Here is a 25245-nt window from a genome sequence, read left to right as displayed (position 1 = left end):
TTTACCGGAGCCGGCTCTTAAACCCGGCCGAAAGCGGCAAGAGCCGCCCCCTCTGTTGCCGGGTAAAACATATGTGTATAAAAGTAAAGAAGCGTTAGGCGGCTTCCCTCTTTCCCGTTATATTCTCCTCCCTTTGTTACAATCCGGCATGATTTTCCGGCTGCCGGTAAATTTCCCGTTTGCAAGGAAAGCATAATGTCCCTCGCCCCCGGACGCCAATCCGTTGCCGCCTATAATCACGGCGCCATGCTGTTGCACTGGCTGATTGCCTTACTGATTATTGCGGAATTAAGCCTTGGCTATTTAATGAAGCATTATACTATTCTGCCGGAAATGCTTGCCTCCGCCTTTTATCAATCGCGTTTCACTTTTTATCAATCGCACAAAACATTCGGCATTATGATTTTGCTGCTGACGCTTATGCGCCTTGCCTGGCGTTTTCTCTATAAACCGCCGGTGGAGCCGCCAATAGGCAAAGCAGAAAAAGCGGCAACGCAAATTGCCACTTTCCTGTTTTATGCCCTGATGATTCTGGTGCCGCTGCTTGGCTGGGCTGTGAGCTCCACCACAGCCAGGAAGCTTCCCATTTTGTTATTCGGCAATCCCCATTTTGTCTGGCCGCTCTTGCCGCCACAGCTTACACTTTTCTCCCATTTGCAGGCTGAATGGCTGCATCTCGTGCTGGCTTATAGCCTGGCTTTCCTGTTATTTCTGCATATAGGCGGCGCGTTAAAACACCAGTTTTACAGCCATATACCGATAATGGCACGCATGCTGCCAGGCCACAATTTACAGGCCCAAAAAGCAAGCAAAACCGTGTTCCTGCTGCTGTTTCTGGCTGTTTTCTGTCTGGCCGCCATGGTGATTTATTGTGCTTCCATCGCAAAGCGTCAGGCTGAAACAGCGCAAACAGCGACTCTGCCCGCGCAAGAAGGCCAGGCGCTGCCAGGCGCCGCGCCAATCACGGCGCCTGCGGCCAATAATCACATCAGGCAATAGGCTATTCACAGCCTGCTCTTATCTATGTTACGAAATTTCCCGGCGCGATAAGGGGGCCGCCCAAAGGCTTCCTGCCCGGATAATATAGCGAAGAAGCAAAGACAGCGCCTGAAACAGCAAAAACGGAACTGGCGGCGCTTGCGAGCTTTGATCCGCCCACCGGCCGGCAGGCCGGAAACAGCGAAAACCAGGCCTGACGAAGCATATAGATTAAGCCCGGCCCAAAGACGGCAAATCGAAGCAGAGCCGCCCAGTTCCGGCTCGCCCGCACCGCTATTTAACCGCAGCAGGCGGCTCAATTTTAAACCTCCGGGCCGATAAAACAAGCAGCAAAGAATTACCAGAGCCTAAGGCCCTTAGGCCGGCAAAGCCAGCAAAGAATGAGTCTCTACCCCGGCCTTGCGCAGTTTTTCTACTCCGCCCAGTTCCGGCATAGCCAGCACAAAACAGGCGGCAGAAACGACAATTTCAATTTTTTTCATAAGCTGCACCGCCGCCACAGCGCTGCCGCCGGTGGCGATCAAATCATCAACCAGCAGCACTTTTTCTCCCTTTTTTATGGAATCGCGGTGCATTTCCATTTCGTCAAGGCCGTATTCCAGACTATAGGCAATATGCACTTTTTTATAAGGCAGCTTGCCCTTTTTACGAATGGGGACAAAACCGGCATGCAGCGCCTTGGCCATTGCCCCGCCAAGGATAAAACCGCGCGCCTCAATGCCGGCAATTTTATCAATACCCTGGTTTTTAAACGGCTCTGCCAGCCTGTCTATAGTGCGGGCAAATATTTTCGCATCACCCAATAATGTGGTAATATCATAAAAGCGGATTCCCTTTTTCGGGTAATCGGCAATAATGCGGATAGAATTTTGCAATTCGGTTTCAAAATTCGACATAAAACCCCTTGGCAGCTTGCTTCTGTCACCTGTTAATTACTGTTTGGCCGGCGCTTCACCCTTGCCGGCAACAAAGCGGCTGTTACTCTTCCGGCTGTTTTTTCCTGCCGGTCTGTGATTTTGGCGCTTTTGCCCAGATTTCCCGCTTCAGGCCATAAAGCAGAGCAGCCAGTACAAGCAAAAAAACACCGATAGCAAAACCGGTTTTTTCTCGCTTTTCGCGTTGCGGATCGGCGGCCCAGCTTAAAAAAGCGGTCACATCTTTGGCATATTGCGCTGCGGTCTGTTTTGTGCCGTCATTATAGGCAATCAGCCCGTCCTGCAAAAGCGGCGGCATGGCCAGGGAATTGCCGGCCATAAAATAAGGATTATAATATTGCCCCTCTGCTATAGTAATATTTGGCGGCGGGTTTTGATAGCCGGTCAGCAGGGCATAAATATAATCCGCCCCGCCTGTGTCATAATGCGTTACCACATCAGTAATAAAACTGAAAGGGCGGCTGACAGCGCGCGCCCGCGCTATTAGCGACAAATCCGGCGGCGCGGCGCCATTATTGGCAAAAGCGGCCTGCGCCGCATTGGCATAAGGCGGGAGGAAATAATCCTGCGCCGTGCCCGGCCGCTCAACCTCTTCACCGCGATAATTCAGGCTTTTATAGCGAAAACGGGCGGCAAATTCCTTTATCTCCGGCTTTGAATAGCCCAGCGCCTGCAAATCACGAAAAGCGACATAATTCAAACTATGGCAGCTATGGCATGTCTCGGTAAAAACTTTCAGCCCGCGTTGTAATTGCGCTTTGTCATAAATGCCGAAAATGCCGCTAAAGCTCCAGTTTTGCCGGGGCGGCACCAAAGGCGAATAAATCTCCGCCCGCGCCGCAGTGACGATAAACGCCGATAGCCACGCCCAGACAAGCAGCAGCAAACAGCGCCGGCACCCCTGCCGAAGGACAGCGCCGACTAAAAACCGTTTTGCCGCGCTATGAATCCGCCCCATCAGCCTGCCCCCATATGCGGCGCGCCGGCTTTGCCCGCTTGTCCGCCCTTTTGGCCATAAAGCCGCTTTTCCAGCCGCGGCAAGAAGGGCATAATCAGCAAAAAAAAGGCGAAATAAGCAGCGGTGGCGGCCTGCGCCAAAGCAATATAAAGCGGCTCAGCCGGGCAGGCGCCCAGCCAGCCCAGCGCCACCATATCAGCGACAAACAGCCAATAAAAAACCCGATAAAGCGGGCGTGAGCGGGCCGAATAAACCGGAGAGCGGTCAAGCCACGGCACAAAAAACAGCACGGCAATAGCGGCAAACATGACAAACGCCCCGCCAAGAGTGGAAGAAATAAAGCCCAGATCAAAGTTTATCGCCTTCAGCATGGCATAAAAGGGCAAAAAATACCATTCCGGCAGAATATGGGGCGCGGTTTTCAGCGTATCCGCCGGGGTAAAATTATCCGGCTGGCCAAAATAATCCGGCATATAAAACAGAAACCAGCAAAAAAACAGCAAAAAGACACAAATAGCCAGACAATCTTTGGCCAGAGCATAAGGGATAAAAGGCAGAGTTTCCTGCGGCGGCAAAGCCCGGCCGGTGGGGTTGTTTTGCCCGACATAATGCACGGCAACAATATGCAGCCCCACCAACGCCAGCAAAATAAAGGGCAAGAGAAAATGCAAAACATAAAAACGGCTGAGCAAAGGCTGGCCGATACTGTAACCGCCCAGCAGCGTCTCACCCAGCCAGGGGCCGATAAACGGCACCGCTTTGAACAGGCCGATTATCACCGCCGCAGCAGAAGAAGACATCAACCCCCAGCTCAGAACATAGCCGAAAAAAGCTGTGGCCATCATGGTGCAATAAATAGCCATGCCGATAAGCCATACAAGCTCGCGCGGGGCGCGGTGTGAGCCGTAATAAAGCCCGCGCGCCAGATGAATATAAGCGGCAATAAAGAAAAATGAAGCGCCAACCGCGTGCCACGGCAAAAACAGCCAGCCAAAAGGCACATCGCGCATAAGCACTTGCCGTGAGGCAAAAGCCTGCGCCGTATCCGGCACATAATGTATGGCGACCACCAGACCGGTTAGTATTTGCGCCACCAGCACCAGGGTTAAAATACCGCCGAAAGTGTAAAAATAATTCAGATTATTCGGCACGCGAAAGCGGCAAATATGGCGGCGAAAAAAAGAACAAACCGGCAGTCGCGCCTCGATAAAGCGCATCAGGCGGCTTTGCTGCCCGCCCGGCAAATCCTGCTGATCTTCCTTAGCCATAGCCTCCACCTGTTTTGCCCGCGCCGTCACAGGCTAGTTCTGTCAGGCCAGTCTGTCCAACCCGCGGGCGTTTTTGTTTTGCCCGCGCCGCCGGCCAACCCGCGGGCTGTATTCCCATTTTACCCATTTTTGCAGCCTAACCGATTTCAATTACTTTATCGCTTAAAAAACGATAAGGCGGTATCGCCATATTGCGGTTGGCCGGGCCTTTTACTACCCGCGCCGCCATATCATAGCGCGAGCCGTGACAGGGGCAAAACCAGCCCTCTGCCACTTTCTGTGTCGGGCAGCCCAAATGCGTGCAAATATTGATAAAAACCAGCCAGTTTTCATGCTCCTTGCCGCCGGAGCGCGCTGCATCATCAGCCGGCGCGCCGGCAGGCAGATTGGCATTGCGCGCCAGCCTGTCTTTCAACTCAGACGGCGCTGTTTTTTGCGCTGCCGCCATTTCTGCCCGGCTGCGATTGCGGATAATTACCGGCTGCCCGCGCCAGGTGACGGTAATCTGCTCGCCCGCCGCAATCGCAGAAATATCTACCTCCAGCACCGCAGCGCCGGCCTGGCTTTTATCCGGCCGCAACTGGGCAATAAAGGGCACAGCCAGCGCCGCCGCACTGCAAGCGCCGACAAGCCCCAGGCTGGAGAGCAAAAAATCACGCCGCTCAAGGCTGCCATAATCTGCCGGGCAGGCAGCGCCGCGGCCGGCGCCGGCCGCCTTTTGCCTGTCATCTTGCTCGCTGCTCATAGCTCACACCCGCTATTGTGTCACATTTCTCCCGCAGTATAGCTTTTTTGCGGCCGGCGGCAAGCTTTATTGCCTTAATCGCCAATCAGGCCGCCCACTTGTCGCCGCCATAAAGATGCATAAATACCGCCTTTGGCCAGTAATTGCTCATGCGTGCCGTCTTCAACAATCCTGCCTTTTTCCATGACAATCAGCCTGTCCATAGCCGCAATCGTTGACAGGCGATGGGCAATGGCCAAAACTGTTTTGCCGCGCATTAAACGCACCAGATTTTCCTGAATAGCAAATTCCGCCTCAGAATCCAGCGCGCTGGTAGCTTCGTCCAACACCAGAATCGGCGCATTTTTCAACATAACCCGGGCAATGGCAATACGCTGCCGCTGCCCGCCGGAAAGTTTGGCCCCGCGCTCACCGACATAGGCATCAAGCCCGGTCTGACCGCGATAATCTGCCAGTTGGGCAATAAAATCGCCCGCTTCCGCCTGGCGGACAGCTCGTAACACGGCCTCCTCATTGGCATTTTCACTGCCATAGCGCAAATTATCGCGCAGAGAGCGGTGCAGGAGCGATGTATCCTGTGCCACCACACCAATATTGGCGCGCAAGGATTCCTGTGTCACTGCGGCAATATCCTGCCCGTCAATAGTGATACGCCCCCCTTCCGCATCATGAAAACGCAAAAGCAGGCTCACCAGGGTGGATTTACCGGCGCCGGAGCGACCGACAATGCCCACTCTCTGCCCGGCTTTTATCGCCAGATTAAGCCCTGTTATCACGCCCTTTTCCCGGCCATAATGAAAGGTCACTTTATCAAACAGAATAGCGCCTTTATCCACTTTCAGCACCGCGGCTTTTGGCCGGTCGGTCACCCGGTGCGGCACGCTCAAACTGTTAATACCGTCTGCCACTATGCCGATATTTTCAAACAAAGCCGACATTTCCCACATAATCCACTGCGCCATGCCGTTAAGCCGCAAGGCAAGACCAATGCCGACTGTTACCGCACCAACAGCAAGAACGCCGTGCAGCCACAAAAAAATGCCGGTAAAGCCGACAATAAACAGCAACAGGCAGTTGATAAAATAAACAGCGCTGGACAACAGGCTAATGAGCCGCATTTGCCGGTAAACCGTGCCCTGAAACTGTTTGAATGCCTCTTTGGCATAGGCGGCCTCGCGCGCATTATGCGCAAACAGCTTGACGGTCATAATATTGGTATAACTGTCAACCACCCGCCCGGTCATCATTGAGCGGGCATCGGCCTGCGCCGTTGAAGCGCGTTGCAAACGCGGGATAAAATAATACAAAAGCAGGGCATAAAGCGCCAGCCAGCCGATAAAAGGCAGCATTAACCGCCAATCGGCCAAAGCCACCAGAATAAGCGTGCCGCAAAAATAGACAATGACATAATTAAGCACATCAAACAGTTTTAACACTGTCTCGCGCACGGCCAGCGCGGTTTGCATCAATTTAGCGGCCAGCCGGCCGGCAAATTCATTCTGGAAATAGTCAAGAGATTGCCCCAGCAGATAATTATGCAAAAGCCAGCGAATACGCATGGGATAATTGCCAAGCAAAGTCTGGTGCAAAAACAGCGAATGCAGCAGCACAATCAGCGGCAAAACCACCAGAATGACAAAGCCGATAGCAATAAATTTTGTCCCCTGACTAGCGAGAAATGTCTGCGGAGTCTCAGCCGAAAGCCAATCCACCACCTGGCCGAGAAAGCCGAAAAGCAGCACTTCCATTGCCGCAATAAGGGCGGTAAAAACCGACATGCAGGCGAGCCACGGCCAGACACCGCGCGTATAATAGAGGCAAAAAGCAACAAGCCCGCGCGGCGGTGTCTCAAATCCGGCAGCGGCCACAGCCCCGGTTTTTCCGCCGGCTGTCGCTTTTGCCCGGCGGCGCGCTTTCCCCGCTTTTATTTCCGCTTCTGCGGGAAAGGGGTTTAAGCGCTGCTCAAACCATTGAAACATACATCACCTGCTTTATCCTGGCCGAAACAGTGCCCGCTCTCGGCCGCCGAGCCGGGTATAAGCGGCGCCGGCAAGCATTTGAGCGGCAATTAGCTTTAGCTGCGTTTGAATTCCTTCGGCTTTCTTGCTTTTATGCTGGAGGTATTCTAAACAAGCGGTTGTATTGACCCAGGCACGACAGCGCATACGCAATAGCCGGCGGTTCCGGCCGGGCGCGCCTGTCCCAACAATAGCGCAAACTCTATGAAGATTGAAGAGAAAAAACAACAGGCACAAGACTGGTTTGCCGCCTTGCGTGACAAAATTTGCACCGCCTTTGAAAAACTGGAAGAAGAGGCAGCCGCGCTGCCGGAACTTCAACCTGGCCACCCCGTCAACCGGCAGGCTGACTTGCCTGAGGGAGATTCCTGTTTTGCCGGCGCAGTCACAGGGCGGCCTGGCCACAGGCCAGCCTGTCCGGCCGGCCGATCCGCGAGCGGGTTTGTCAAAACCCCGTGGCAACAGCCGGGGGAGCATAGCGGCGGCGGTGTCATGGCGGTTTTGCACGGCCGGGTTTTTGAAAAAGCCGCCGTGCATATTTCCACCGTTTATGGGGAATTTGCGCCGGAATATCAAAGCCAGATCGCCGGAGCGGAAGAAGATCCGCGCTATTGGGCCTCCGGCATATCGGTCATTGCCCACCCGCGCAGCCCGCATGTGCCGGCAGCGCATATGAATACACGCCTGATTCTCACCGCCAGACACTGGTTTGGCGGCGGGGCGGATTTAACCCCCATGCTGGCCGCCCGCCGCTCACAGGCCGATCCCGATGCGCAGATTTTTCACCAGGCCATGCAGGCAGCCTGCGCCCGGCACAAAGCTGTTGCTGATTATGCCCATATGCGCCAATGGTGTGACGACTATTTTTATTTGCCGCATCGGCGTGAGCCGCGCGGCATTGGCGGCATATTTTATGATCAAATGCAGTTTTCGGCAGAAAAAGACAGCTTTGACCGGCGCTTTGCCTTTACCCGCGATGTCGGCGCCAGTTTTGCTGCCGTTTATCCGCAAATTGTGCGCAATAATTATCATAAAACATGGCTCGAAGCCGAGCGGGAAGAGCAGCTTATCCGCCGCGGCCGCTATGTGGAATTTAACCTGCTTTATGATCGCGGCACTTTATTCGGCTTTAAAACCGGCGGCAATACAGAGGCGATTTTATCCTCTCTGCCGCCCATGGTAAAATGGCCCTAACAAATTTGCCGCTGCTGAAAGCGGCAGAGAGTCTCTCCTTTGTTTTGCCTCTTAATCCTGAAAATCTCCTTTTCAGGCGGGCAAAACTGCCGCCCATGGTGAAATGGCCTTAAACTAAACAGCGCAGCCCTGCGGGTCAAATTATCCTGGCCAGCAGAGCCTGTTTTTGCGGCTGTGGAACAAGAAAAATATTTCAGGAACAGGGTATGCGCTGTTGAAATTTTAGGGGTAATATGATGACTGTCTTGGTTAACAGGAAAATATCATTATGAATGCGTTACAGCAGCAGGGATCTGAGCTTCGTTCAAAGGCCAAAGAATTGGCGCTATCGGCTTTGAAAAAATATCCGGAAGGGCACAAAAACGGTAAAGGTATCAGGCAAGCTGAAATATTTCGCCTTTGCGGCCTCGATTGGGGAGATTACGCTAAAGCTTTTAGTTCCCAGCAGCAATTTTGGGTAGTCGCTCTCCTGCGTGAGCTTGAAGCAGAAGGTGCTGTAGAACAAATTAGAGAAAGCGGTCCGTGGCGCTTGAAGTAACATATATTGCATTAAAGCAGCGGCAGCGGCCGGCCGCACCCCGCAATCGCCACTCTTTATCATCAATCTTATTTATTGATTTTATTGCAAATATTTGTTTTCACTCCTCTGTTTACATCAAGAGGCTTTTCAGCTTTACGCGCGGCCTTCACGCCACCAGGTCAGCGCCAGCAGCCCAAGGCCAATGAGCAGCGCCCAAATATTGTGCATAAGCGGCAGCCGCTCTTCCGCCACCGGGGCGCTGGCCGCGCTTTGGCGCAAAACCAGACTATCGGCTGCGGCGGTGCTCAGGCCTGCTTTGGCGCTCAGCAATTTTATCGCGCCAATATGCACATTATCTTGTGCTTTTGGCCGCAGCCGCAGCACATGGCCGCCGGTCGCGGCAGCAATAGGGGCAAGCTTCTCCGGCGTTGAGATAATATCCTCATATTCCGGCTGATTGGGCACTCCGGCATGCACAATTACATTTTTATCACCATTGCCAATGCGGACAAGCCCTGTTTCCGGGCTGTCAAAGCGGGCTTTATACAGCCCGTCTGCCGCTTTTTGCGGCTGTATCTCCATTGTCCTGCCGCTCGGCAAAGTAATATGAAACCGGCCAATCGGGCTATTGGCAGCCGATGCGGAAGGCGCAGAGTATGGCGCCGTTTTATCCTTTGCAGCGGCAGCGGGCGGGGACGCAAGCGTCTCCTCTTTCATGGTGCGCCGCTCAACAAATATTGTGTAACCCTGCGCTCTGGCGGTCAGGTTTTCCTCTTCCAGCTCCGGCTCTTTCATCAGCCAATGCGCCATGCGCCGGTAAAGCGAGGCATAAGGCCCGCCGCCCTGATAATCGCGCGCCCACAGCCAGCCTTCATCAGAAAGCAGCATGCCAACACGGCCCCGGCCTTTGGCGGCAAGCAGCATAAGCGGCGCTTTATCAACCCCCTGCATCAATACCATACTGTCTTTATCGGCTTCTACCTCAATCTGCCGCAGCCACGGCCCCCATTTGGGCGGAGTAGTGGCGCCGCCCTCCAGATTTTGAGTAACCGGGTGGCGCCGGCCGGCCTCAGTCAGTTGCGGCAAAAACGGCTTTTCAAAAATATTGCCGGTAGGTCGCGCCGGAAGAATGCGGGAAAGTGGCGTTAAAGCCAGCGATCTGCCGCCGGAAAATTCCGGCCCGACAGCCATAAGCAAAGCGCCGCCATTTTCAACATAGCGCGCCATATAATCATAATAGGCCAGCGGCAGCACGGCATAATGCTGATAGCGATCAAAAATAACCAGATCAAAATCCTTCAGCCGGTTGACAAATAAATCAGTCGTGGGGAAGACAATCAGCGATAATTGATATATTGGCGTATTATCCTGTTTTTCCGGCGGGCGCAAAATGGTGAAATGCACCAGATCAACGCCGGTATCGCTTTTTAACAAATCCCGCCAGACACGCAGGCCGTTATGCGGCTCGCCGGAAACCAGCAGCACTTTCAAATTTTCACGCACACCGTCAATAATAATAGCGGCATGATTGTTAACAGCCGTCACTTCCCCCTCTATTTCAGGCGTTTTCAGCTCAATAATATTGCTGCCGGTTCGGGGCAGAGTGACGGTCAGCGCTGTTTCTGCCCCGGGCCGCACCGGATAGCTCCCCTGTTTTTCACCATTGACAAACAGCTCTATTATCGGCGGCGGCAGACCGGCAGGCATAGCCCCTTCATCTTGCACAGTGAAAGAAAGCGGCACTTCTTTGCCGGCAAGGCCGAAGCGCGGCGCCTTAATAAAGCGCAGGCGGCGATCATATTCCTGGCCATTGCCGCTAATAAGCGCATTGACAGGCGCATCAAAACCCAATCTGGCGGCAAGTCTGCTTTTGCCTTCGTCTGACGCTTCGGCAAGTCTGCTTTTACCTTCGTCTGACGCTTCGACAAATCCTCTATTGCCTTCGTCTGGCGCTTCGGCAAGGGCAGCGGCGGAATCTGCTGCCGATAAAGCGGGAATATCAGCCACTTGTCCATCTGTTATTATAATCGCTCCGCCAATACGCGCCGGCGGCACATCGGCCAGCGCCTCCTGTAGCGGGGTAAAAAGCCGCGTTGCCAATAGAGTATCGCTGTCTGGATTATTGTCCTGCCGCGCTGCCTGCACAAAACGCGCTTCAATTTGCGGCAAGCGGCCGAGCCCCTGTTTCAGAGCCGCCAGCGCCTGCTCTGTATCCCGCTTGCGCGTGCCGAAATTCTGGCTCCGGCTATTATCAATCACCACCGCAATAATAGTGGAAAGCGGCCGGCTTGTTTCCTTCACCATAATCGGGTTTAACAGCAGACAAATAAAAAAGCCGAAAGTTAAAAGCCGCAACCAGGCACTGCGGCTTTGCCTATAAAGCGCCAAAGCCAAAGGCAGACAGCCGGCAAGCGCCAGAGCCGCAAGCGGGACAAGGCGCAATACAGGCTCAAAATACAAGGAATAGCTCATCAAACAGGCCTTGAACTTTCTCAATCTGTGCCGCAGCTTTTGGCCGCAGGGCGTTTTACCGCGAAGCGTTTGCCATGCCGTTTTACGGGCTTAAGCGGCGCAATAATTCCGGCATATGCATTTGATCAGCCTTATAATTGCCGGTCAATATATACATGATAATGTTTAAACCGCCGCGAAAAGCCCAAAGCCGCTGTTCCTCACCGTCCGGCACCAGCGGAAATAAAAAACCGCCTTTGCCGTCATCGGCCCAGGCGCCGGCAAAGTCATTGGCGGTAATCAAAATAGGGCTGACACCGTCACCGGCGCGGATAAGCGGCGTTTCACCATTTGTGGCGGCAGAATCGGCGCCGGCGGCTATCCATAATGGCGAATTGCGATAGTGGCCGGGGAAATCCGGCATAATGTAAAAAGAGCGGGCAATGACATGTTCCGGCGGAGCGGGGATAAGCGGCGGCACATTAAGCCCGGCCAAAATCGCGCGCAAGCGGCTTGTATTGGCACCGGCACCGTCTAATTGCAGGCCGGTTTGCAAAGCATCGCGCGTGTCAAACAAAATTGTGCCGCCGCGGCGCATATAAGAATCCATATTATCAATCGCCTGCCGCGCCGGCATAGGCGTTTGCGCATCAATCGGCCAGTAAATCAGCGGATAAAAGGCCAGTTCATCACGGGCCGGGTCAATACCGACAATATTGCCCGGCTCAATCGTGGTGCGCCGCTCAATGAAACGGCTTAAATTTTGCAAACCGGCTTTGCTGACAGCATCAAGCTCCGCTTTGCCGGTCAACACATAGGCCAAACGCGTTTTACCGGCCAAAACCGCACTGGGCGCTTTATCCGATATTCTATCTTCCTGCTCTGCGCTGTTTTGCGCCTTTAGCGCAATAATTTGTGCTGTTTTGGCCGCAGCCGGCTGCGCCGGCACTGGCGCAGCAATAATACCGACAAAAGCGGCAGTCAGCCCGAAAAACAGGCCGATAAACAGCAATTTACTGCTGCCGGGAGCTTTTAGCCTGCTTTTGCCGCGCCAATCACCCATTTTGCGGCGCAGCCCGGCCTGCCACCCCGCGCCCACGGCCTTGCTGCGGCGGCCCGGTCTAAAAATCCGCCAGCCAATATTACCGGTTTTAAGCAGGCTTAAAATTATATCCATAATAAACAGGCAAAAAGCGGCAATCAATAAGCGGTTTTGCCAATTTGTCTCCGGCCCGGCATAAGACATAGGCTTTACCGCCGGCAAAAGCGGCAAAGGCAAAGCCGCAAACCGGCTCTTATCCCCCAGCAGATTAAGAGGATAAAGAGCATTGCGCGTGCCGTAAAAACCGGGCGGGTGATAAAAATCCGGCGCTTCTGCCTTGGCCTCTTGCAGCTTGAGCGCGCGAATATAATCGGGTGCTGCGGCCAATACGCCCTCTGCGGTAATAATACGATAAGGTGCCAGCACAGCGTCACCTTGCCGGCGCATAACCCGCCCGCTACTGCCGGAAATCGCTACCAGTTTTTGCAGCATATCAACAAAAAAGCCCGATAAAGCCAGGTTTGACCAGCCGCTGTCTAACCCGGTATGGACAAAGACCAGCCGCCCCCGGCCCAGCGCAGCGCTCGATACTAACGGCGTGCCATCTGTCAGTGCGACCCAGCTTTTATCAAATAAATCGGCCGAAGGCTCGGCCAGAATCTGGCGAAAAACCAGCACATCTTGCGGCAGCGCCTGCCCGTAAAACGGGCTGTCCGGCGGGAAAGGCGCCAGTTTTTGCGGCTTTTCCCAGCTTAGCGCGCCGCCAAAACTGCGCTCACCGCGCCGCAAAGGCACAGGCAGCAAACTCTCTGCCGCCGCTGCCGCAGCAGCCGGGCCGCTGCCGGCTTTGCTGTTATCGGCATTGGCCAGCGCCGGCCCGGCAAAGCGCAATAAAGTGCCGCCTTTTTCCACAAAGCGGCGTAATTTCTGTTGCGCCGGCGCGGGGATAGCGGCAATATCCCCCATAATCAGCAAAGCCGGCCGGGCCTTAAGCAGCATATCAATATTTTGCTCAAAACTGCCGCTATCAGCCTGCAAAACCTTGCCGCCGGCCACTTGCGGCGCCTTTTCCAATGCTTTGGCGACATAATAAAGCGGCGATAAAAGCGGCTGTGCCAGCCGGCTTTGCGCCGGCGCCAAAATCGCCACAGTTTTTTGCTTTTTGCCTGTATCCAGCAGCCGCAAACCGGCAGCATTATGCAGGCCGCTCCGGCCGTTTTGCCCGGCAGGCAGCAGTTGCAGCCAGGCAATATCATTGCGAATTTCCGCCGGCAGGGCAAAAAGCCCCTGTGCTGTCTCTGCCCCGGCGGCAAAATGAAAATCCTGCTCAGCCACTATTTGCGCTTTTTCGTCATAAGCAGCAAGGCGGCCGCTTGCCTCTTGCTTGTCAGCCGCCCGTATCACGGTGAAATGCAGCCCGTCTGCGCCGTTTTCCGCCGCAGTAATGCCAATAAGATCCACCTGCGGTTGATACCACAGCAGCTCGGCGACAGGCAGGTTTGACAATAAAGCAAAAGCTTTTTTATCTCCTGCCGCGGCCAGACCGTCCGTCAGATAGGCACTATGCAGCCCGGCTCCGCCCGGATTTTGGGCGGCAATTTCCGCCAGCCGGGCAAAGGCGCGATCACGGCGCACCGCAATGGCAGAATAGCTCAGCCGGTCAATAACTGATTTTGCCTCAATACTGCTATAAGGGCCGATTTCTGCCCCCATTGCCCCGGCTGTGGGGATAATATAAACAAGGCTGTTTGTCGCTGCCGCCGCAGCAAGCAATTTTTGTGCCTCTGCTCTGACCCTGTCTTTATGCGGATAAGCGGCAAAGCCGTTATCCAGCATTATTATTACCGGCCCCCCATTCACGGCAAAGGACAGGCCGCGGTTTTGCACCGGCCGGGCAAAAGCCAGAATCAGCAGAGCGGCAAGCCCCAGCCGCAGCATTATCAGCCACCACGGGCACCGCAAAGCCTGTGTCTCTGCCCCCTGCAGGCCGCGCAACAGGCGCAATGGCGGGAATATTTCCACTTGCGGCCGGGGCGGTGTCAGGCGCAACAGCCACCATAAAGCCGGCAAAGCCAATAATGCCCACAAAATATAAGAGGCGGCAAAGCTAAAGCCGTTCATACGCAATCCCGAAAATATTCGCGCCCAAAAACACTGGCCTTAAAGCATAAAAGCAATTTGCAATCTGTCAATCGCGCTGCAAAAATCTCTCCAGTTTTTCTATTCTGTTTTGCAGCGGCGCATTGGTTTCGTCTTCAAGCAGCGTTCCGCCAAAAGCTGCAGCCTGCCGGGCCAGGCTCTGCCGCTGCTGCTGATAAATTTCTCTATAAGCGGCGGCCATAGTCTGCACCTGGCCGAAATAGACTTCCTCTCCGCTTTCGGGGTCGCAAAACACCGTATCGCCGCTAAAGGGAAAATCAGTCTCGGCCGGATCGGCAATAATAATCAGGCCGATATGGGCTCCCTTCTCTGCCAGTAAGGCAAAAATTCTCTCCCAATCTTCGACCTTATCCAAAAAATCGCTGATAATAATACAATGAGCCTTGCTGCCGACAGCAGCAAAATCTGCCTTTATGCCGCTTGTTTGCGGGTAGGATTTATACTCAAGCAAAGCGGCAGCCAGTTTTTCGGCGGCATTGCGGCCAAGGCCTGGCGGCAACAGCCCCGGCACGGCCACGCGCTCGCCGCTTTTCACAAAAAACTCCGCCAGCATAAACAGCCACAGCAAAGCGCGCTCTTCTTTAGAGCACAGCGCCTGACGCGAGCAATAGTGCATTGAGGCGCTCAAATCCGGCATCAGATAAACAGTTTGCGCAATTTCATGCTCTTTATCACGAATATAAAATTCATCATCGCGGCTTGAGCGCCGCCAGTCAATGCTGCTGCTTGCTTCTCCTGCCTGATACAGGCGAAACTGGCGGAAATTTTCTCCCTGGCCGCGCTTGCGCTGCCGGCGCTGCCCCTGTGCCACAGTTTCTGCCAGCCGCCGCGCCCGCCACAGCACCTGTTCCAGCCGTGCGGCCTGCGCCCCTGCCTCTGCCAGCAGCGAGGGCAGCACCGGCCGGCGGCTGTTTGCCCCCATAGTCATTATTCCAGCCCCCCGGCCAGATTATCAATCAATGCCGTCAGTCGGATATTGGCCGCCCGGGCGGCAAAGTTAAGCGCCATACGATGCTGCAATACCGGGCACGCCAAAGCGCGCACATCAGCTATAGCAGGGGCCAGGCGTCCTTGCAGCAAAGCGCGCGCCCGCACACAAAGCGATAAAGCCTGGGTAGCGCGCGGCCCCGGCCCCCAGGCAATAAACTGCCCTGTCTCAGCCGCGCGCAAGGCCGCTGCCGGCCTTATTGTCTCTGTCTCTTCCTCTTCAGGCGGGCGGCAGGCGCGCACCAGAGTCACAATGGCATTTAATACATTTTCCGGCATTGGCATATAGCGGACAAGCTCCTGCATTTCCACCAGCCGGGCGGGGACAAGCGCCGCCTGCGGGTGTGCCGGTGCCGCCCCGGTTGTCGCCAGGGCAATATGCTTTTCTGTCTCCCTGTCGGGATAGGAAATGTCAATCTGCATTAAAAACCGGTCAAGCTGCGCTTCCGGCAGCGGGTAAGTGCCCTCTTGCTCCAGCGGGTTTTGTGTGGCCAGAACATGGAAAGGACGCGGCAAATCATAGCGCTTGCCGGCAATAGTTACATGATATTCCTGCATGGCCTGCAGGAGAGCCGCCTGGGTGCGCGGGCTGGCACGGTTGATTTCATCACCCATGAGCAACTGGGCAAAAACCGGGCCTTGAATATAGCGGAAAGAGCGCCGGCCTTTGGCATCTTCTTCCATCACTTCCGAGCCGATAATATCGGCAGGCATTAAATCAGGCGTAAATTGAATACGCTTTTCATCAAGGCTTAAAACAATGCCCAGAGTTTCCACCAATTTGGTTTTGGCAAGCCCCGGCACCCCCACCAGCAACGCATGGCCGCCCGCCAGCAGCGCCGTCAAAACCTGCTCCACCACTTTATCCTGCCCAAAAATCACCTGAGCAAGATTTTTACGCAATTCAGCCAAAAGCGCCAGCGCTTTATCAGCCGCGGCGACAATATCCCCCGCCTGCGGGGCAGCAGCGGCAAATAGCGGCGTATCATAAGGCTGCGGTGAAGCTTTGGCCGGCTTTGCCGCCGCGGTTTTTGACAACCTGGCCTTTGGCGCAGTCTGCGGTGCCTTGACGCGAGCAGTTTTAGCAGAATTGGGTGTTGCGGCCATGGTTTGCTGTTGCTCCTGCTTGTCCTAAATGTAATATAGCGCGGGGTCTGGGGAATCGCAAAGCCTGCCCCCGCCAGCCGGCGCGCCGGCGGCGGAATCGGGCTGCCGGGCAAAACGGCCTGTGCGCTTTGATTAGCATATAAAACCCGGCCTGAGCAGAAAAGATTATCGGCATGAAACGGTTTTCAACACATAATGCTTTTTTACAAAAAACGCCGGAGGCCGCCTGGCTTTACCGGCCTGATTTGCAAAACCTGCTGGCCGCTTTGGCCGAGCCGGGAGAAGAGGCGCGTGTGGTTGGCGGCGCCGTACGCGACACGCTGTTGCAGCGACCGGTTACCGATATTGACATTGCCACTACCGCCACGCCGGAGCGAGTGATTGAGCGCGCCCAAAAGCATGGTTTTCGCATTGTGCCTTTGGGAGTGGAATTTGGCACTGTGCTGGTTATCAGCAGGAACAGTCGCTTTCAGGTAACCAGTTTGCGCGCCGATATTGCCACAGACGGCCGCCGCGCCAAAGTAGCCTTTTGCCGCGATTGGAGCCTGGACGCCGCCCGGCGCGATTTTACCGTCAATGCTCTTTATGTTGATAAAGATGGCCGGCTTTATGATTATAGCGGCGGGGTAGACGATATAAAAGACGGCCATGTGCGTTTTATCGGCGAGGCACAAACCCGGATAAAGGAAGATTATTTGCGTATTTTGCGATTTTTCCGCTTTTATGCGGCTTTTGGCCGCGGCCGCCCCGATAAAGGCGCCATAATGGCTATTGCTGCCTTAAAAGAAGGATTAAAACAGCTCTCGGCCGAGCGTATATGGGACGAATTTAAAAAACTGCTCACTGTGCCCGACCCATATCGAAGCCTGTTATGGCTGCGCAGTTGCGGTGTTCTGGATATTATCCTGCCGGAAAGTGCCAAATGGGGCCTTGATATTATGCCGGGCGTGATTGCTGATGAACAAGCGGCAATAGCGAGAGGAGAGACCGAGGCAGCTGACGCCTTGCTGCGGCTGATGGCGCTTGTCCCGCCCTGGGCGGAACGGGTGACAAGCCTGGCCAAAAGGCTGCGCCTGTCGGGGGCGGAAAAACGCCGCCTGGCCAACTGGGCCGCGGTCAAGCCGATTGCGCCGGATATAGATATAGCGGCAATGAAAAGGCGCCTTTATCTGGCCGGCAGCTTTAAAACGGACAATCAGGATAAAGCCGCAGGCCAGGCAAAAAGCGGCGGCGAGCTGGCAATATACGCGCCAAAATTGCAGGCCGTTCTGGATAATTTGCGCCTGGCGGCAGCCCAAGCCTATGTTTATCACAAGCAGGAGGATTATCAAAGCTATAGCCGACTATTGGAACTGGCCCAAAGCTGGGAGATTCCACAATTTCCGCTAAGCGGCGGCGATCTGGCGGCAACAGGCCTGCACGGCGCTGCTATTGGCAAAGCCCGGCGCAGGCTCGAAGGCTTGTGGGTGGATTCCGGCTTCAGTCTGAATAAAGGCGCCTTGCTGGCAAAATTATAGCAGACGCATAAGAGCCGCCTCAAGAGCTTGTGTCACGCCGGAAAGGCAGCAGACACGCCTCAGCCGAAGGAGGCAGCCACAGAAGATAGCGGGGAGCACCCCCAAAAGGCTCGGCTTTTACCTTTTATTCCACAGCAAAGCGGATAATAAATAAAGCGGCAATAAGCCAGGTGGCGCCTGCGACTTCGCGCCTTTTGCCGGTCATCGCCTTAAGCAGCACATAAGAAATAAAGCCGAAAGCCAGACCATTGGCGATAGAATAAGTCAGCGGCATCATCAGGGCTGTCAAAGCGGCGGGCACGGCATTGCTGATATTTTTCCAGTCCACTTCGGCAAATTCCTGCATCATCAGGCAGGCGACAAACAGTAAAGCCGGCGCTGTAGCATAAGATGGAATAGCCAGAATAAGCGGCGAAAAAAAACAAAGCGGCGACAAAGAGCAGGCCGACTATACAGGCGGTAAGCCCGGTGCGCCCGCCCACGGCCGCCCCCGACAGGCTTTCTACATAAGCAGTAGTGCTGCTTGTGCCCAGCACTGCCCCGGCAAGAATGGCTGTGCTGTCGGCAAACAGCGCTTTATCCAGATTGTTTTTGCCCTTTTCCCCCTCGCCCAGCAAGCCGGCTTTTGTGCCGACAGCCAGCAAAACACCGGTAGCATCAAAAACTTCCACCAGCACAAAAACCAGCAAAATATGAAAAAAGCCCTTGCCGAGAATACCGCTAATATCCAGTTGCCAAAAATTGGGCGCCAGTGACGGCGGCAGAGAAACCAGGCCGTGAAATTCGCTCTTCCCGGTTATAAAAGCCAGCAGGCTTATGGCCAGAATACCGATAAGAATGGCGCCTTTCACACGCCAGGCTTCCAGCCCGGCAATAATAAACAGGCCGAGCAGCGCCATAAGCGGCGCAAAATCAGCCAGATTGCCTAATTTTACAAAAGTAGCGGTTGAAGGGGCGATAATACCGGCTGTTGTCAGCGCGATAACCGCCAGAAACATGCCGATACCGGCAATAATGGCGCTGCGCAGCGAGGACGGTACCCCCTCAAGCAATTTGCGGCGCAAGCCCGTGGCTGTCAAAATAATAAAAACCAGACCGGAAACAAAAACAGCGCCCAAAGCCTGCTGCCATGTATAGCCCATGCCAAGCACAACACTATAAGCAAAAAAAGCATTAAGCCCCATGCCCGGAGCAAGGCCGACAGGCCAGTTGGCGGCAAAAGCCATAATCAGTGAGCCGCAGGCGGCGGCCAGGCAGGTAGCCACAAAAACAGCCTCTCTATCCATGCCCGCAGCGCCCAATATATTGGGATTAACAGCCAGAATATAAGACATGGTCAAAAAAGTCGTCACCCCGGCAACAAACTCAATGCGCGGTGTGGTTTTATGAACGCTGAGATGGAAAAGCCTCTCCAGCATGGATTCTCCTGCATTTATGGCCCATTGCCGGTTTAAGGCAGGCATGGTTGTAGCCGGGAATATAGTACGCCGGCAAACAAAACGCCGTTGCAACGGCGTTTGACGCAGGCAAAGCGCAGCTTTGCCTGTTTGTGCCTCTCTCCCCGCCGGTAATAGCCGGCAGGAAGAGTATTTATAGCGGCTTTATGAGCAGTTTTTCAAGAATTTTCCCGCGAGCCGGCAGTTTCAGCCTTTAAGCGGCTGCGGGTTTTGGCAATTTTGGCTGTATCTGAAAAACCGGCCTTTTTTTTACTGTTTTTTATTTTGCTCCCGGCCGGTTTTGCCGCCGCCGGAGGCTGCGCCTCACCCTCTGCTTTGGCGACAGGCAAAATATTGGCTGCCGCCGGCAGAAGAGCGCTTGTCTCTTTTTCCTCGCCGCTATTTGCTGTTTTTACCGGGCTTTTTGCCGCAACCAGTTGCGCTTGCTCATAAATAGCGGCGGCCAGATTTTTAGCCAAAGCAGGCTTATCTCCCGCCTTTACTGTGCGAAGCGCCGCCCGCCGCCCCGGCTTGCCGCCGGCAGCGGCAGCGGCCTTTGCCGTTTCCGCCTCCTCTGCCGGTGCGACAAAATGCAAAACGGGAGAATTTTCTCCTTCTTCTGCTGCGATAAACCCTGCTGTCTGAGCGGCTATTATTTTTATCTGCCGGCGAAATTCCGCCAAATCAGCCTTTTTCAGCGGCAAGGCTTTATCGGCCTTCTCCTGCAAATTGCGGCAGGTTTCTTCCAGCCCGGCAATTTTTTTATCCCGCTTTTCCAGCTCAGCCCGGCGCGCTTTATCCTGCGCCGCCATGGCATCTATTTGTTGCAGCCGCTCACGCGCCTGGCTCAAGGCCAGTTTACGGGCATAATCTTCCCGCCTTTCCTGCGCCAGCTCCTCTTGCAGGCGGCAGACAATAACAGCATGGCGCGCGCGCAAAAAATCGCGATCCGCCTCTACCTCTTTTAGCGATAGCGGCAATTCGGTGCGCACGACTTTTTGCGCCAGAAACAAAGCGCGCCGCCAGATTATCGGCGCGCACAGGATAAGAACAAAGACCGCAGCGGCAAAACCGAGAATAAAACCGAGGACAGATTGCACAGAAAACATAGCGGCTCAATCCTTAAATTTACCGCTGCCGCCAAGGCGCAATATTCCTTGCCGGCTCCCGGGACAGCGGCGTTTTATCACAGCGGATTCCAGGTAGCTTTGCGGGTCAGTTTCAGATAATTGATATTGACACCAAGGCGGGCGCCAATGCCGGTGCGTATCGGCACCAGCAGCACGCCCTGGCGCGAAAGGACATTAAAGCTGACACCGGCGACAAAATAGGCCGAGCCGGAAACACCGCCATAGCGCCCCCACATTGTGTCAATATTACTCAGCTTGTAGACCAGAATCATGGCGCGGGAGCCGTCACCGCCGGCATCAAAACCGACCGAAGGCCCCTGCCAGAACATTTTATGATCCCCCGCATTTTTGGTATAAAGAATGCCTTCGCCATAAGTCAGGCCGACAATAAAAGCGCCGGAAGCCTCCTGCCCCTGAATATAACCATTAGGCATACCGTATTTTTTAAAAATAGTCTCCACCGCTTTGGCCAGACCGCCGCTGGTGCTGCCAAAAAAATTATTGCCGGAATCAATAATCTCCTGCATGGAATATTGGCCGGGCGACTGCGAATCGGGATTGGCAGGGGCCGCCGCCCGGGCAGAGAAAGGCATCACCCAAGCAAGGCAGGCCAAAACCAGGCCCAGCCTGCCCAGGCGGATAAATTTTACCAGATAAGACATTCCTTCACCTCTTTTCCGCTCACCCCCTAATGCCGCCCCCTGCTGCCGCTTGAACGGCATGAACTGCTTGAAGCATAAAATTTACCGCATAATATGACAGAGTGTTTTACGAAAAATGAACTTTGTCCCCCCTTTTGCGCTTGGCAAATCTGCCCGGAATCGCCTATAAATTGAGCCTGGGTGCCGCGCCAGACAAAATTTTATGGGAAGAGCCTTCAAAATACAATCGGAGATTTTTATGCCTGTTGATTATTCCGCTTTTTCTGCTTTCCGGTCCAATATGACACAGGCTCAACCTGATTTTTCGCTGGATCCTGCCGAGCTTGCATCTTTACTGGCCAGCCGCTTGTGCCATGATCTTATTTCTCCTGTCGGAGCTATCAATAATGCTATGGAGCTTTATGAAGAAGGTCTGGGCGATGAAGAAGCATTGAGCCTTATCCGCCTGTCGGCAGCCAAGGCCTCGGCCCGGTTGCAATTTGCCCGCCTGGCCTATGGCACAGCCGGCAGCGCCGGCGATGCTGTCAGCAGCCTTGAGGCAGAAAAACTGGCGCGCCATTATCTGGATAGTGACAAAACGGAATTGCACTGGCAGACAAAAATGCCTTATTTGCCCAAGGATAAGGCAAAATTGCTGCTGAATATGCTTGTGGCGGCCGCAGGCAGCATTCCGCGCGGCGGGAAAATTTTTGTCCTGATTGAAGAAAAACAGGAAAAGCCGCTTTTCCTGCTGCATGTGGAAGGGTCGCTTTTGCGCCTGCCCGCAGCCTTTGCCGAAATTTATCAAGGTTTGATACAAAAAGCAGCCATAAGCGCCCATAATATCCAGTTTTACTGGCTGATTTTGCTCAGCGCCCAAACTGCCATGCCGCTTGCTATTGCCCAACAGGCAGAATTTATTGAATTTCTGGCGCAATAAACAGCGAAATATTATTTGCCGGCCGGCACAGGCGCGGCGCTATGCGCCGGGCCGATCAAGCAGATAAACGAAACCCCGCCGGCAAAGCGGGGTTTGCGGGAGAGCCGGCACTTACCGAAAAACCGGGCGGAAAAGCCTATATTACCCGGCGCCGCGGCAGAGGGTCTTGATTATGTTATATTATGCTGTCTGGCGCATATTGGCCGTTTGCACCACCGGATCGCGCAGCACATAACCGCGCCCCCAGACAGTTTCAATATAATCCTGCCCGCCGGCAACGGCATCAAGCTTTTTGCGCAATTTGCAAATGAAAACATCAATAATTTTCAGCTCAGGCTCGTCCATGCCGCCATAAAGATGGTTCAAAAACATTTCCTTGGTCAAGGTTGTGCCTTTGCGCAGCGACAATAATTCCAGCATTTGATATTCCTTACCGGTCAAATGCACGGGGTGGCCGGCAATCTCGACCGTTTTGGCATCAAGATTAACAATGAGATCGCCCGTGGCAATAACCGATTGGGCATGCCCTTTGGAGCGGCGCACAATAGCATGAATGCGAGCAATCAGCTCGTCTTTATGGAAGGGTTTGGTCAAATAATCATCAGCGCCAAAGCCGAAGCCGCGCACTTTATCTTCTGTCCCGCCCATGCCGGAAAGAATTAAAATAGGTGTCTTGACCTTTAACAGGCGCAATGAGCGCAAAACCTCATAGCCCGACATATCCGGCAGGTTAAGATCCAGCAAAATAATATCATAATCATATAATTTGCCTAAATCCACGCCTTCTTCACCCAGATCAGTGGTATAAATATTAAAGCTTTCCGATTTCAGCATAAGCTCTATGCTTTGCGCCGTTGCCTTATCATCTTCAATCAGCAATATACGCATTTTGTCAGATTCCCTTTCCTCCGCCTGTATTAACAGCCGGCAAACCAGCAGCTCAAGGGGGATAACGCCCCTTTGCCTCTCAAATAAAATAACGAAAAATAACCCCGGAAGTCAAAAGGGGCAATTCCCTTTGCAATCGGCAGGACACGATACATATGAAGCATTGCCGCTTCACCAGAATGGCGAAAAAAGGTTAACAAATCATGATTCCCTTGGGAAGAGAATTAAAAATTTATTTGCCATAAACTGCAAAAAAATGCGGCCGTATTTTTTGTGCCGCGCTTTCCGTTTGATTTTGAATCATAAAAAACATTGCCGGCTTTTTTATCGCCTGTGGATATGTTTACCCTGTTTTAAAATTCGTCATTTATAGTGCCTGAACCAGGGAGACAGGAATAATTTCCTCACACTCTGTGCCTGTTAATCTGCGAATCGCTCAGGGAAGCCTGCCGGCTTTACCCGGCCGATTTGTCTGTTATTTATGCTTTTTCCGGTGTTAAAGGCCGGACAAGGCGAAGGGAGTATTGCGTTATGAAATCGCCGACAAGCCTTGTGCGTTTAAAAACTTTTCACCTGCGGGAAAAACAGCGGCATTTGCAGCAACTGGAAACAATGGAGCGCGAGTTTCAGCGCATGGTAGCGGCCTTGAACAGTCAGATTCAAGAGGAAGAGCGCAAAAGCGGCATAGTCGATAATACCCATTTCGCTTATTCTATTTTTGCCAAAGCAGCCGCCAATCGCCGCGACAATTTGCTGCATTCAATTAACAATTTGCAAGAGCGAAAAGAAGCAGCCAGGCTATTATTGCAGCGCGCAAACGGCGATTTGGAAAAAGCGCGGGAACTGGAAAAACGCGAAGGCCAAATGATAACCCCGCCCGAAGAGATACAATTTATCCGCCGCCGGGCAATGATCGGCTAAAGAGCAGAATAAGCGGAATATTTGCCGCCTTTCACTGCCTGTATCAGGCGGCATCTGGCGGCCGGCAGGCCAATAAACCGGTGCCTTATGCCGCCGCGGCAGCGCGCCGGATAAAGCATGGCATCACCGGGAGCAATATTGCTGCCATGCTTTTGCGCGCGCCAAAATCATGATTATCGAAAAAGGCGGCCAGGCGGCACCGCAATTTGGCCTAAAAAGCCGATAATGGCGGAGAGGGCAGCCAATCGGGAAAGGCGGTCAAGGCGCAGCCCGGCGGTCTGTATCGGCATAATTTCAGAGGAAAAAGGCAGCCTGGCAGAAGACCAAAGCGGCAATTTATAAGGCTTGGCCGCGCCGGCGGGTCAGCCAAGCCCGCCGTTTTCGCCCGTGCAAGACATGGGCAGAAACGGCAGGGCTGGAACAATTTAATGCCGATATTGCTGAATGCGCGTTGTGCGCAGCCCCGCCAGCCCATATTCATCAATAGACATTTGCCAGGATAAAAATTCTTCTACTGTCAGTTTATAGCGCCCGCACGCTTCTTCCAAACTTAACAGCCCGCCGCGAACCGCAGCTACAATCTGCGCTTTGCGCCGGATAACCCACCGCCTGGTATTGGCCGGCGGCAGATCTGTTATAGTCAACGGGCTGCCGTCCGGGCCTATAACATATTTTATTACGCGGGATCCTGTCAGACCTGTCATGCTACTCTCTACTTGGTTTGTCTCAAATACTTCAGAGTTGAAATCTAGCAGTTCAGCTTTAAAATTTAGCTAAAGGCCCGGCAAAGAAACATTAACCTTAAACCGGGAAAAGACAAAACACGACAAAAATTGCCTTTTAAAAACATAGACTTGCTAAAATAATTGAAAAAGGATAAACATGATAACAAGATACAGGTTTATTTTTTTGTGAAATATTATAAAATAAAACCGTCTTTTTGCGCCGAGCAAAGCCGGCGTTTCGGTCAAACAGGAGCGCCCTGGGCCGGTAGTTTGCGGACGGAAGACAGGCAGGCGGCAAAGCTGTCGGGCGGGCCGGCAGTTTTGGGCGCTTGTGACCCAAAACAACAAAAAATCACAGCCGCAAAACCGGCAGGGTTTTGCGATAGCCGAAAACCAGACTATAAGCGCCCCGCCCGCAGGCTGATAGTCAAGATTAAAAGTGAAGATTATGCCTGAGATACAGACGGAAACATTATTAAACAGCCTCGGCCTGCCTAAAAAGCCGAGCGAGACCCGCGTGGTAGTGGCCATGTCGGGCGGGCCGGCAGTTTTGGGCGCTTGTGACCCAAAACAATAAAAAATCACAGCCGCAAAACCGGCAGGGTTTTGCGATAGCCGAAAACCAGACTATAAGCGCCCCGCCCGCAGGCTGATAGTCAAGAT

The 25245-nt window shown here is 53.8% G+C and carries 20 protein-coding genes and 1 pseudogene; 7 read left to right on the top strand and 14 right to left on the bottom strand.

Features of this window, described 5'->3' with window-relative positions; translation table 11 throughout:
* Positions 1 to 195 precede the first annotated feature (195 nt).
* Positions 196 to 999, top strand: a complete 804-nt coding sequence (locus tag DPQ22_RS02100; RefSeq protein ID WP_150212934.1) for a cytochrome b — start codon at positions 196 to 198, stop codon at positions 997 to 999.
* Positions 1000 to 1355: 356 nt separating this feature from the next.
* Here DPQ22_RS02100 and DPQ22_RS02095 read toward each other — a convergent pair whose 3' ends face one another.
* From DPQ22_RS02095 to DPQ22_RS02075, 5 genes are all read right to left on the bottom strand, one after another.
* On the bottom strand, positions 1356 to 1895 hold the full coding sequence (locus DPQ22_RS02095) for an adenine phosphoribosyltransferase (RefSeq protein WP_150212933.1): 540 nt from the start codon (positions 1893 to 1895) through the stop codon (positions 1356 to 1358).
* 82 nt (positions 1896 to 1977) lie between these two features.
* Positions 1978 to 2892 (bottom strand): cytochrome c1, encoded by a 915-nt coding sequence (locus DPQ22_RS02090; protein WP_150212932.1) that lies wholly within the window; start codon positions 2890 to 2892, stop codon positions 1978 to 1980.
* Entirely contained in the window at positions 2892 to 4160 is a 1269-nt protein-coding gene (locus tag DPQ22_RS02085) for a cytochrome b (protein WP_150212931.1), read from the bottom strand. Before DPQ22_RS02085 ends, DPQ22_RS02090 begins: the two co-directional genes overlap by 1 nt.
* 136 nt (positions 4161 to 4296) lie before the next feature.
* Positions 4297 to 4905: a ubiquinol-cytochrome c reductase iron-sulfur subunit gene (gene petA, locus DPQ22_RS02080; protein WP_150212930.1), complete on the bottom strand. Its 609-nt coding sequence runs from the start codon at positions 4903 to 4905 to the stop codon at positions 4297 to 4299.
* 74 nt (positions 4906 to 4979) lie between these two features.
* Complete coding sequence (locus tag DPQ22_RS02075; RefSeq protein WP_150212929.1) at positions 4980 to 6884, bottom strand: ABC transporter ATP-binding protein; 1905 nt, start codon at positions 6882 to 6884, stop codon at positions 4980 to 4982.
* A 243-nt stretch (positions 6885 to 7127) separates the two neighbouring features.
* On the opposite strand from DPQ22_RS02075, the gene hemF reads away from it, so the two are divergent.
* Positions 7128 to 8117 carry an oxygen-dependent coproporphyrinogen oxidase gene (gene hemF, locus DPQ22_RS02070; RefSeq protein ID WP_150212928.1) on the top strand — a complete coding sequence of 330 codons (990 nt, stop codon included), beginning with the start codon at positions 7128 to 7130 and terminating at the stop codon, positions 8115 to 8117.
* A gap of 268 nt (positions 8118 to 8385) precedes the next feature.
* Entirely contained in the window at positions 8386 to 8655 is a 270-nt protein-coding gene (locus DPQ22_RS02065) for a hypothetical protein (RefSeq protein ID WP_150212927.1), read from the top strand.
* A 135-nt stretch (positions 8656 to 8790) separates the two neighbouring features.
* Here the strand turns inward: DPQ22_RS02065 and DPQ22_RS02060 are convergent, their stop codons facing one another.
* The 4 genes from DPQ22_RS02060 to DPQ22_RS02045 form a co-directional block, all read right to left on the bottom strand.
* Positions 8791 to 11109: a hypothetical protein gene (locus tag DPQ22_RS02060; protein ID WP_150212926.1), complete on the bottom strand. Its 2319-nt coding sequence runs from the start codon at positions 11107 to 11109 to the stop codon at positions 8791 to 8793.
* Between the two features lie 82 nt (positions 11110 to 11191).
* Positions 11192 to 14251, bottom strand: a complete 3060-nt coding sequence (locus DPQ22_RS02055) for a DUF4159 domain-containing protein (protein WP_150212925.1) — start codon at positions 14249 to 14251, stop codon at positions 11192 to 11194.
* A gap of 67 nt (positions 14252 to 14318) precedes the next feature.
* A complete protein-coding gene (locus DPQ22_RS02050) occupies positions 14319 to 15218 on the bottom strand; it encodes a DUF58 domain-containing protein (RefSeq protein WP_150212924.1) in 900 nt (299 codons plus the stop codon).
* Positions 15218 to 16384, bottom strand: coding sequence for an AAA family ATPase (locus DPQ22_RS02045; RefSeq protein ID WP_150212923.1), 1167 nt, complete (start codon positions 16382 to 16384; stop codon positions 15218 to 15220). Before DPQ22_RS02045 ends, DPQ22_RS02050 begins: the two co-directional genes overlap by 1 nt.
* Before the next feature lie 173 nt (positions 16385 to 16557).
* Between DPQ22_RS02045 and DPQ22_RS02040 the strand changes: the two genes are divergently transcribed.
* Positions 16558 to 17901: a CCA tRNA nucleotidyltransferase gene (locus DPQ22_RS02040; protein WP_150212922.1), complete on the top strand. Its 1344-nt coding sequence runs from the start codon at positions 16558 to 16560 to the stop codon at positions 17899 to 17901.
* Positions 17902 to 18025: 124 nt separating this feature from the next.
* Here the strand turns inward: DPQ22_RS02040 and DPQ22_RS02035 are convergent.
* The 3 genes and pseudogenes from DPQ22_RS02035 to DPQ22_RS02025 form a co-directional block, all read right to left on the bottom strand.
* Positions 18026 to 19319, bottom strand: a pseudogene (locus DPQ22_RS02035) (NCS2 family permease).
* Between the two features lie 197 nt (positions 19320 to 19516).
* The gene (locus DPQ22_RS02030) at positions 19517 to 20446 is read right to left on the bottom strand and encodes a hypothetical protein (RefSeq protein ID WP_150212921.1); all 930 of its coding nucleotides are present in this window, start codon (positions 20444 to 20446) and stop codon (positions 19517 to 19519) included.
* A gap of 77 nt (positions 20447 to 20523) precedes the next feature.
* On the bottom strand, positions 20524 to 21060 hold the full coding sequence (locus tag DPQ22_RS02025; protein WP_246681438.1) for a DUF1134 domain-containing protein: 537 nt from the start codon (positions 21058 to 21060) through the stop codon (positions 20524 to 20526).
* 307 nt (positions 21061 to 21367) lie between these two features.
* Here DPQ22_RS02025 and DPQ22_RS02020 point away from each other — a divergent pair, with 307 nt between their 5' ends.
* Positions 21368 to 22048, top strand: a complete 681-nt coding sequence (locus DPQ22_RS02020) for a histidine phosphotransferase family protein (RefSeq protein ID WP_246681433.1) — start codon at positions 21368 to 21370, stop codon at positions 22046 to 22048.
* Between the two features lie 180 nt (positions 22049 to 22228).
* On the opposite strand, the gene ctrA is transcribed toward DPQ22_RS02020, so the two are convergent.
* Positions 22229 to 22936, bottom strand: a complete 708-nt coding sequence (gene ctrA, locus DPQ22_RS02015) for a response regulator transcription factor CtrA (protein WP_150212920.1) — start codon at positions 22934 to 22936, stop codon at positions 22229 to 22231.
* Positions 22937 to 23467: 531 nt separating this feature from the next.
* Between ctrA and DPQ22_RS02010 the strand changes: the two genes are divergently transcribed.
* The gene (locus DPQ22_RS02010) at positions 23468 to 23857 is read left to right on the top strand and encodes a flagellar export protein FliJ (protein ID WP_150212919.1); all 390 of its coding nucleotides are present in this window, start codon (positions 23468 to 23470) and stop codon (positions 23855 to 23857) included.
* A 425-nt stretch (positions 23858 to 24282) separates the two neighbouring features.
* Here the strand turns inward: DPQ22_RS02010 and DPQ22_RS02005 are convergent, their stop codons facing one another.
* On the bottom strand, positions 24283 to 24561 hold the full coding sequence (locus DPQ22_RS02005; RefSeq protein ID WP_150212918.1) for a DUF1153 domain-containing protein: 279 nt from the start codon (positions 24559 to 24561) through the stop codon (positions 24283 to 24285).
* Positions 24562 to 25030: 469 nt separating this feature from the next.
* Here DPQ22_RS02005 and DPQ22_RS09255 point away from each other — a divergent pair, with 469 nt between their 5' ends.
* Positions 25031 to 25159 (top strand): hypothetical protein, encoded by a 129-nt coding sequence (locus DPQ22_RS09255; RefSeq protein ID WP_256371532.1) that lies wholly within the window; start codon positions 25031 to 25033, stop codon positions 25157 to 25159.
* The last annotated feature ends 86 nt before the right edge of the window (positions 25160 to 25245 follow it).

The sequence above is a fragment of the Candidatus Tokpelaia sp. genome, assembly GCF_008636115.1.
GTDB lineage: Bacteria > Pseudomonadota > Alphaproteobacteria > Rhizobiales > Rhizobiaceae > QLZD01.
The sequence above is the reverse complement of the archived record's forward strand: the minus strand, read 5'-3'. Positions and strand labels throughout refer to the sequence as shown.

What these genes read in the sequence shown, in the direction of transcription:
- DPQ22_RS02020 (WP_246681433.1), top strand. Translation starts at nt 21,368, where the DNA reads ATGCCTGTTGATTATTCCGCTTTTTCTGCTTTCCGGTCCAATATGACA.
- DPQ22_RS02095 (WP_150212933.1), bottom strand. Translation starts at nt 1,895, where the DNA reads ATGTCGAATTTTGAAACCGAATTGCAAAATTCTATCCGCATTATTGCC.
- DPQ22_RS02005 (WP_150212918.1), bottom strand. Translation starts at nt 24,561, where the DNA reads ATGACAGGTCTGACAGGATCCCGCGTAATAAAATATGTTATAGGCCCG.
- DPQ22_RS09255 (WP_256371532.1), top strand. Translation starts at nt 25,031, where the DNA reads ATGCCTGAGATACAGACGGAAACATTATTAAACAGCCTCGGCCTGCCT.
- DPQ22_RS02100 (WP_150212934.1), top strand. Translation starts at nt 196, where the DNA reads ATGTCCCTCGCCCCCGGACGCCAATCCGTTGCCGCCTATAATCACGGC.
- DPQ22_RS02045 (WP_150212923.1), bottom strand. Translation starts at nt 16,384, where the DNA reads ATGGCCGCAACACCCAATTCTGCTAAAACTGCTCGCGTCAAGGCACCG.
- DPQ22_RS02075 (WP_150212929.1), bottom strand. Translation starts at nt 6,884, where the DNA reads ATGTTTCAATGGTTTGAGCAGCGCTTAAACCCCTTTCCCGCAGAAGCG.
- DPQ22_RS02010 (WP_150212919.1), top strand. Translation starts at nt 23,468, where the DNA reads ATGAAATCGCCGACAAGCCTTGTGCGTTTAAAAACTTTTCACCTGCGG.
- DPQ22_RS02085 (WP_150212931.1), bottom strand. Translation starts at nt 4,160, where the DNA reads ATGGCTAAGGAAGATCAGCAGGATTTGCCGGGCGGGCAGCAAAGCCGC.
- DPQ22_RS02040 (WP_150212922.1), top strand. Translation starts at nt 16,558, where the DNA reads ATGAAACGGTTTTCAACACATAATGCTTTTTTACAAAAAACGCCGGAG.
- ctrA (WP_150212920.1), bottom strand. Translation starts at nt 22,936, where the DNA reads ATGCGTATATTGCTGATTGAAGATGATAAGGCAACGGCGCAAAGCATA.
- DPQ22_RS02060 (WP_150212926.1), bottom strand. Translation starts at nt 11,109, where the DNA reads ATGAGCTATTCCTTGTATTTTGAGCCTGTATTGCGCCTTGTCCCGCTT.
- DPQ22_RS02050 (WP_150212924.1), bottom strand. Translation starts at nt 15,218, where the DNA reads ATGACTATGGGGGCAAACAGCCGCCGGCCGGTGCTGCCCTCGCTGCTG.
- DPQ22_RS02090 (WP_150212932.1), bottom strand. Translation starts at nt 2,892, where the DNA reads ATGGGGCGGATTCATAGCGCGGCAAAACGGTTTTTAGTCGGCGCTGTC.
- DPQ22_RS02025 (WP_246681438.1), bottom strand. Translation starts at nt 21,060, where the DNA reads ATGCCTTTCTCTGCCCGGGCGGCGGCCCCTGCCAATCCCGATTCGCAG.
- petA (WP_150212930.1), bottom strand. Translation starts at nt 4,905, where the DNA reads ATGAGCAGCGAGCAAGATGACAGGCAAAAGGCGGCCGGCGCCGGCCGC.
- DPQ22_RS02065 (WP_150212927.1), top strand. Translation starts at nt 8,386, where the DNA reads ATGAATGCGTTACAGCAGCAGGGATCTGAGCTTCGTTCAAAGGCCAAA.
- hemF (WP_150212928.1), top strand. Translation starts at nt 7,128, where the DNA reads ATGAAGATTGAAGAGAAAAAACAACAGGCACAAGACTGGTTTGCCGCC.
- DPQ22_RS02030 (WP_150212921.1), bottom strand. Translation starts at nt 20,446, where the DNA reads ATGTTTTCTGTGCAATCTGTCCTCGGTTTTATTCTCGGTTTTGCCGCT.
- DPQ22_RS02055 (WP_150212925.1), bottom strand. Translation starts at nt 14,251, where the DNA reads ATGAACGGCTTTAGCTTTGCCGCCTCTTATATTTTGTGGGCATTATTG.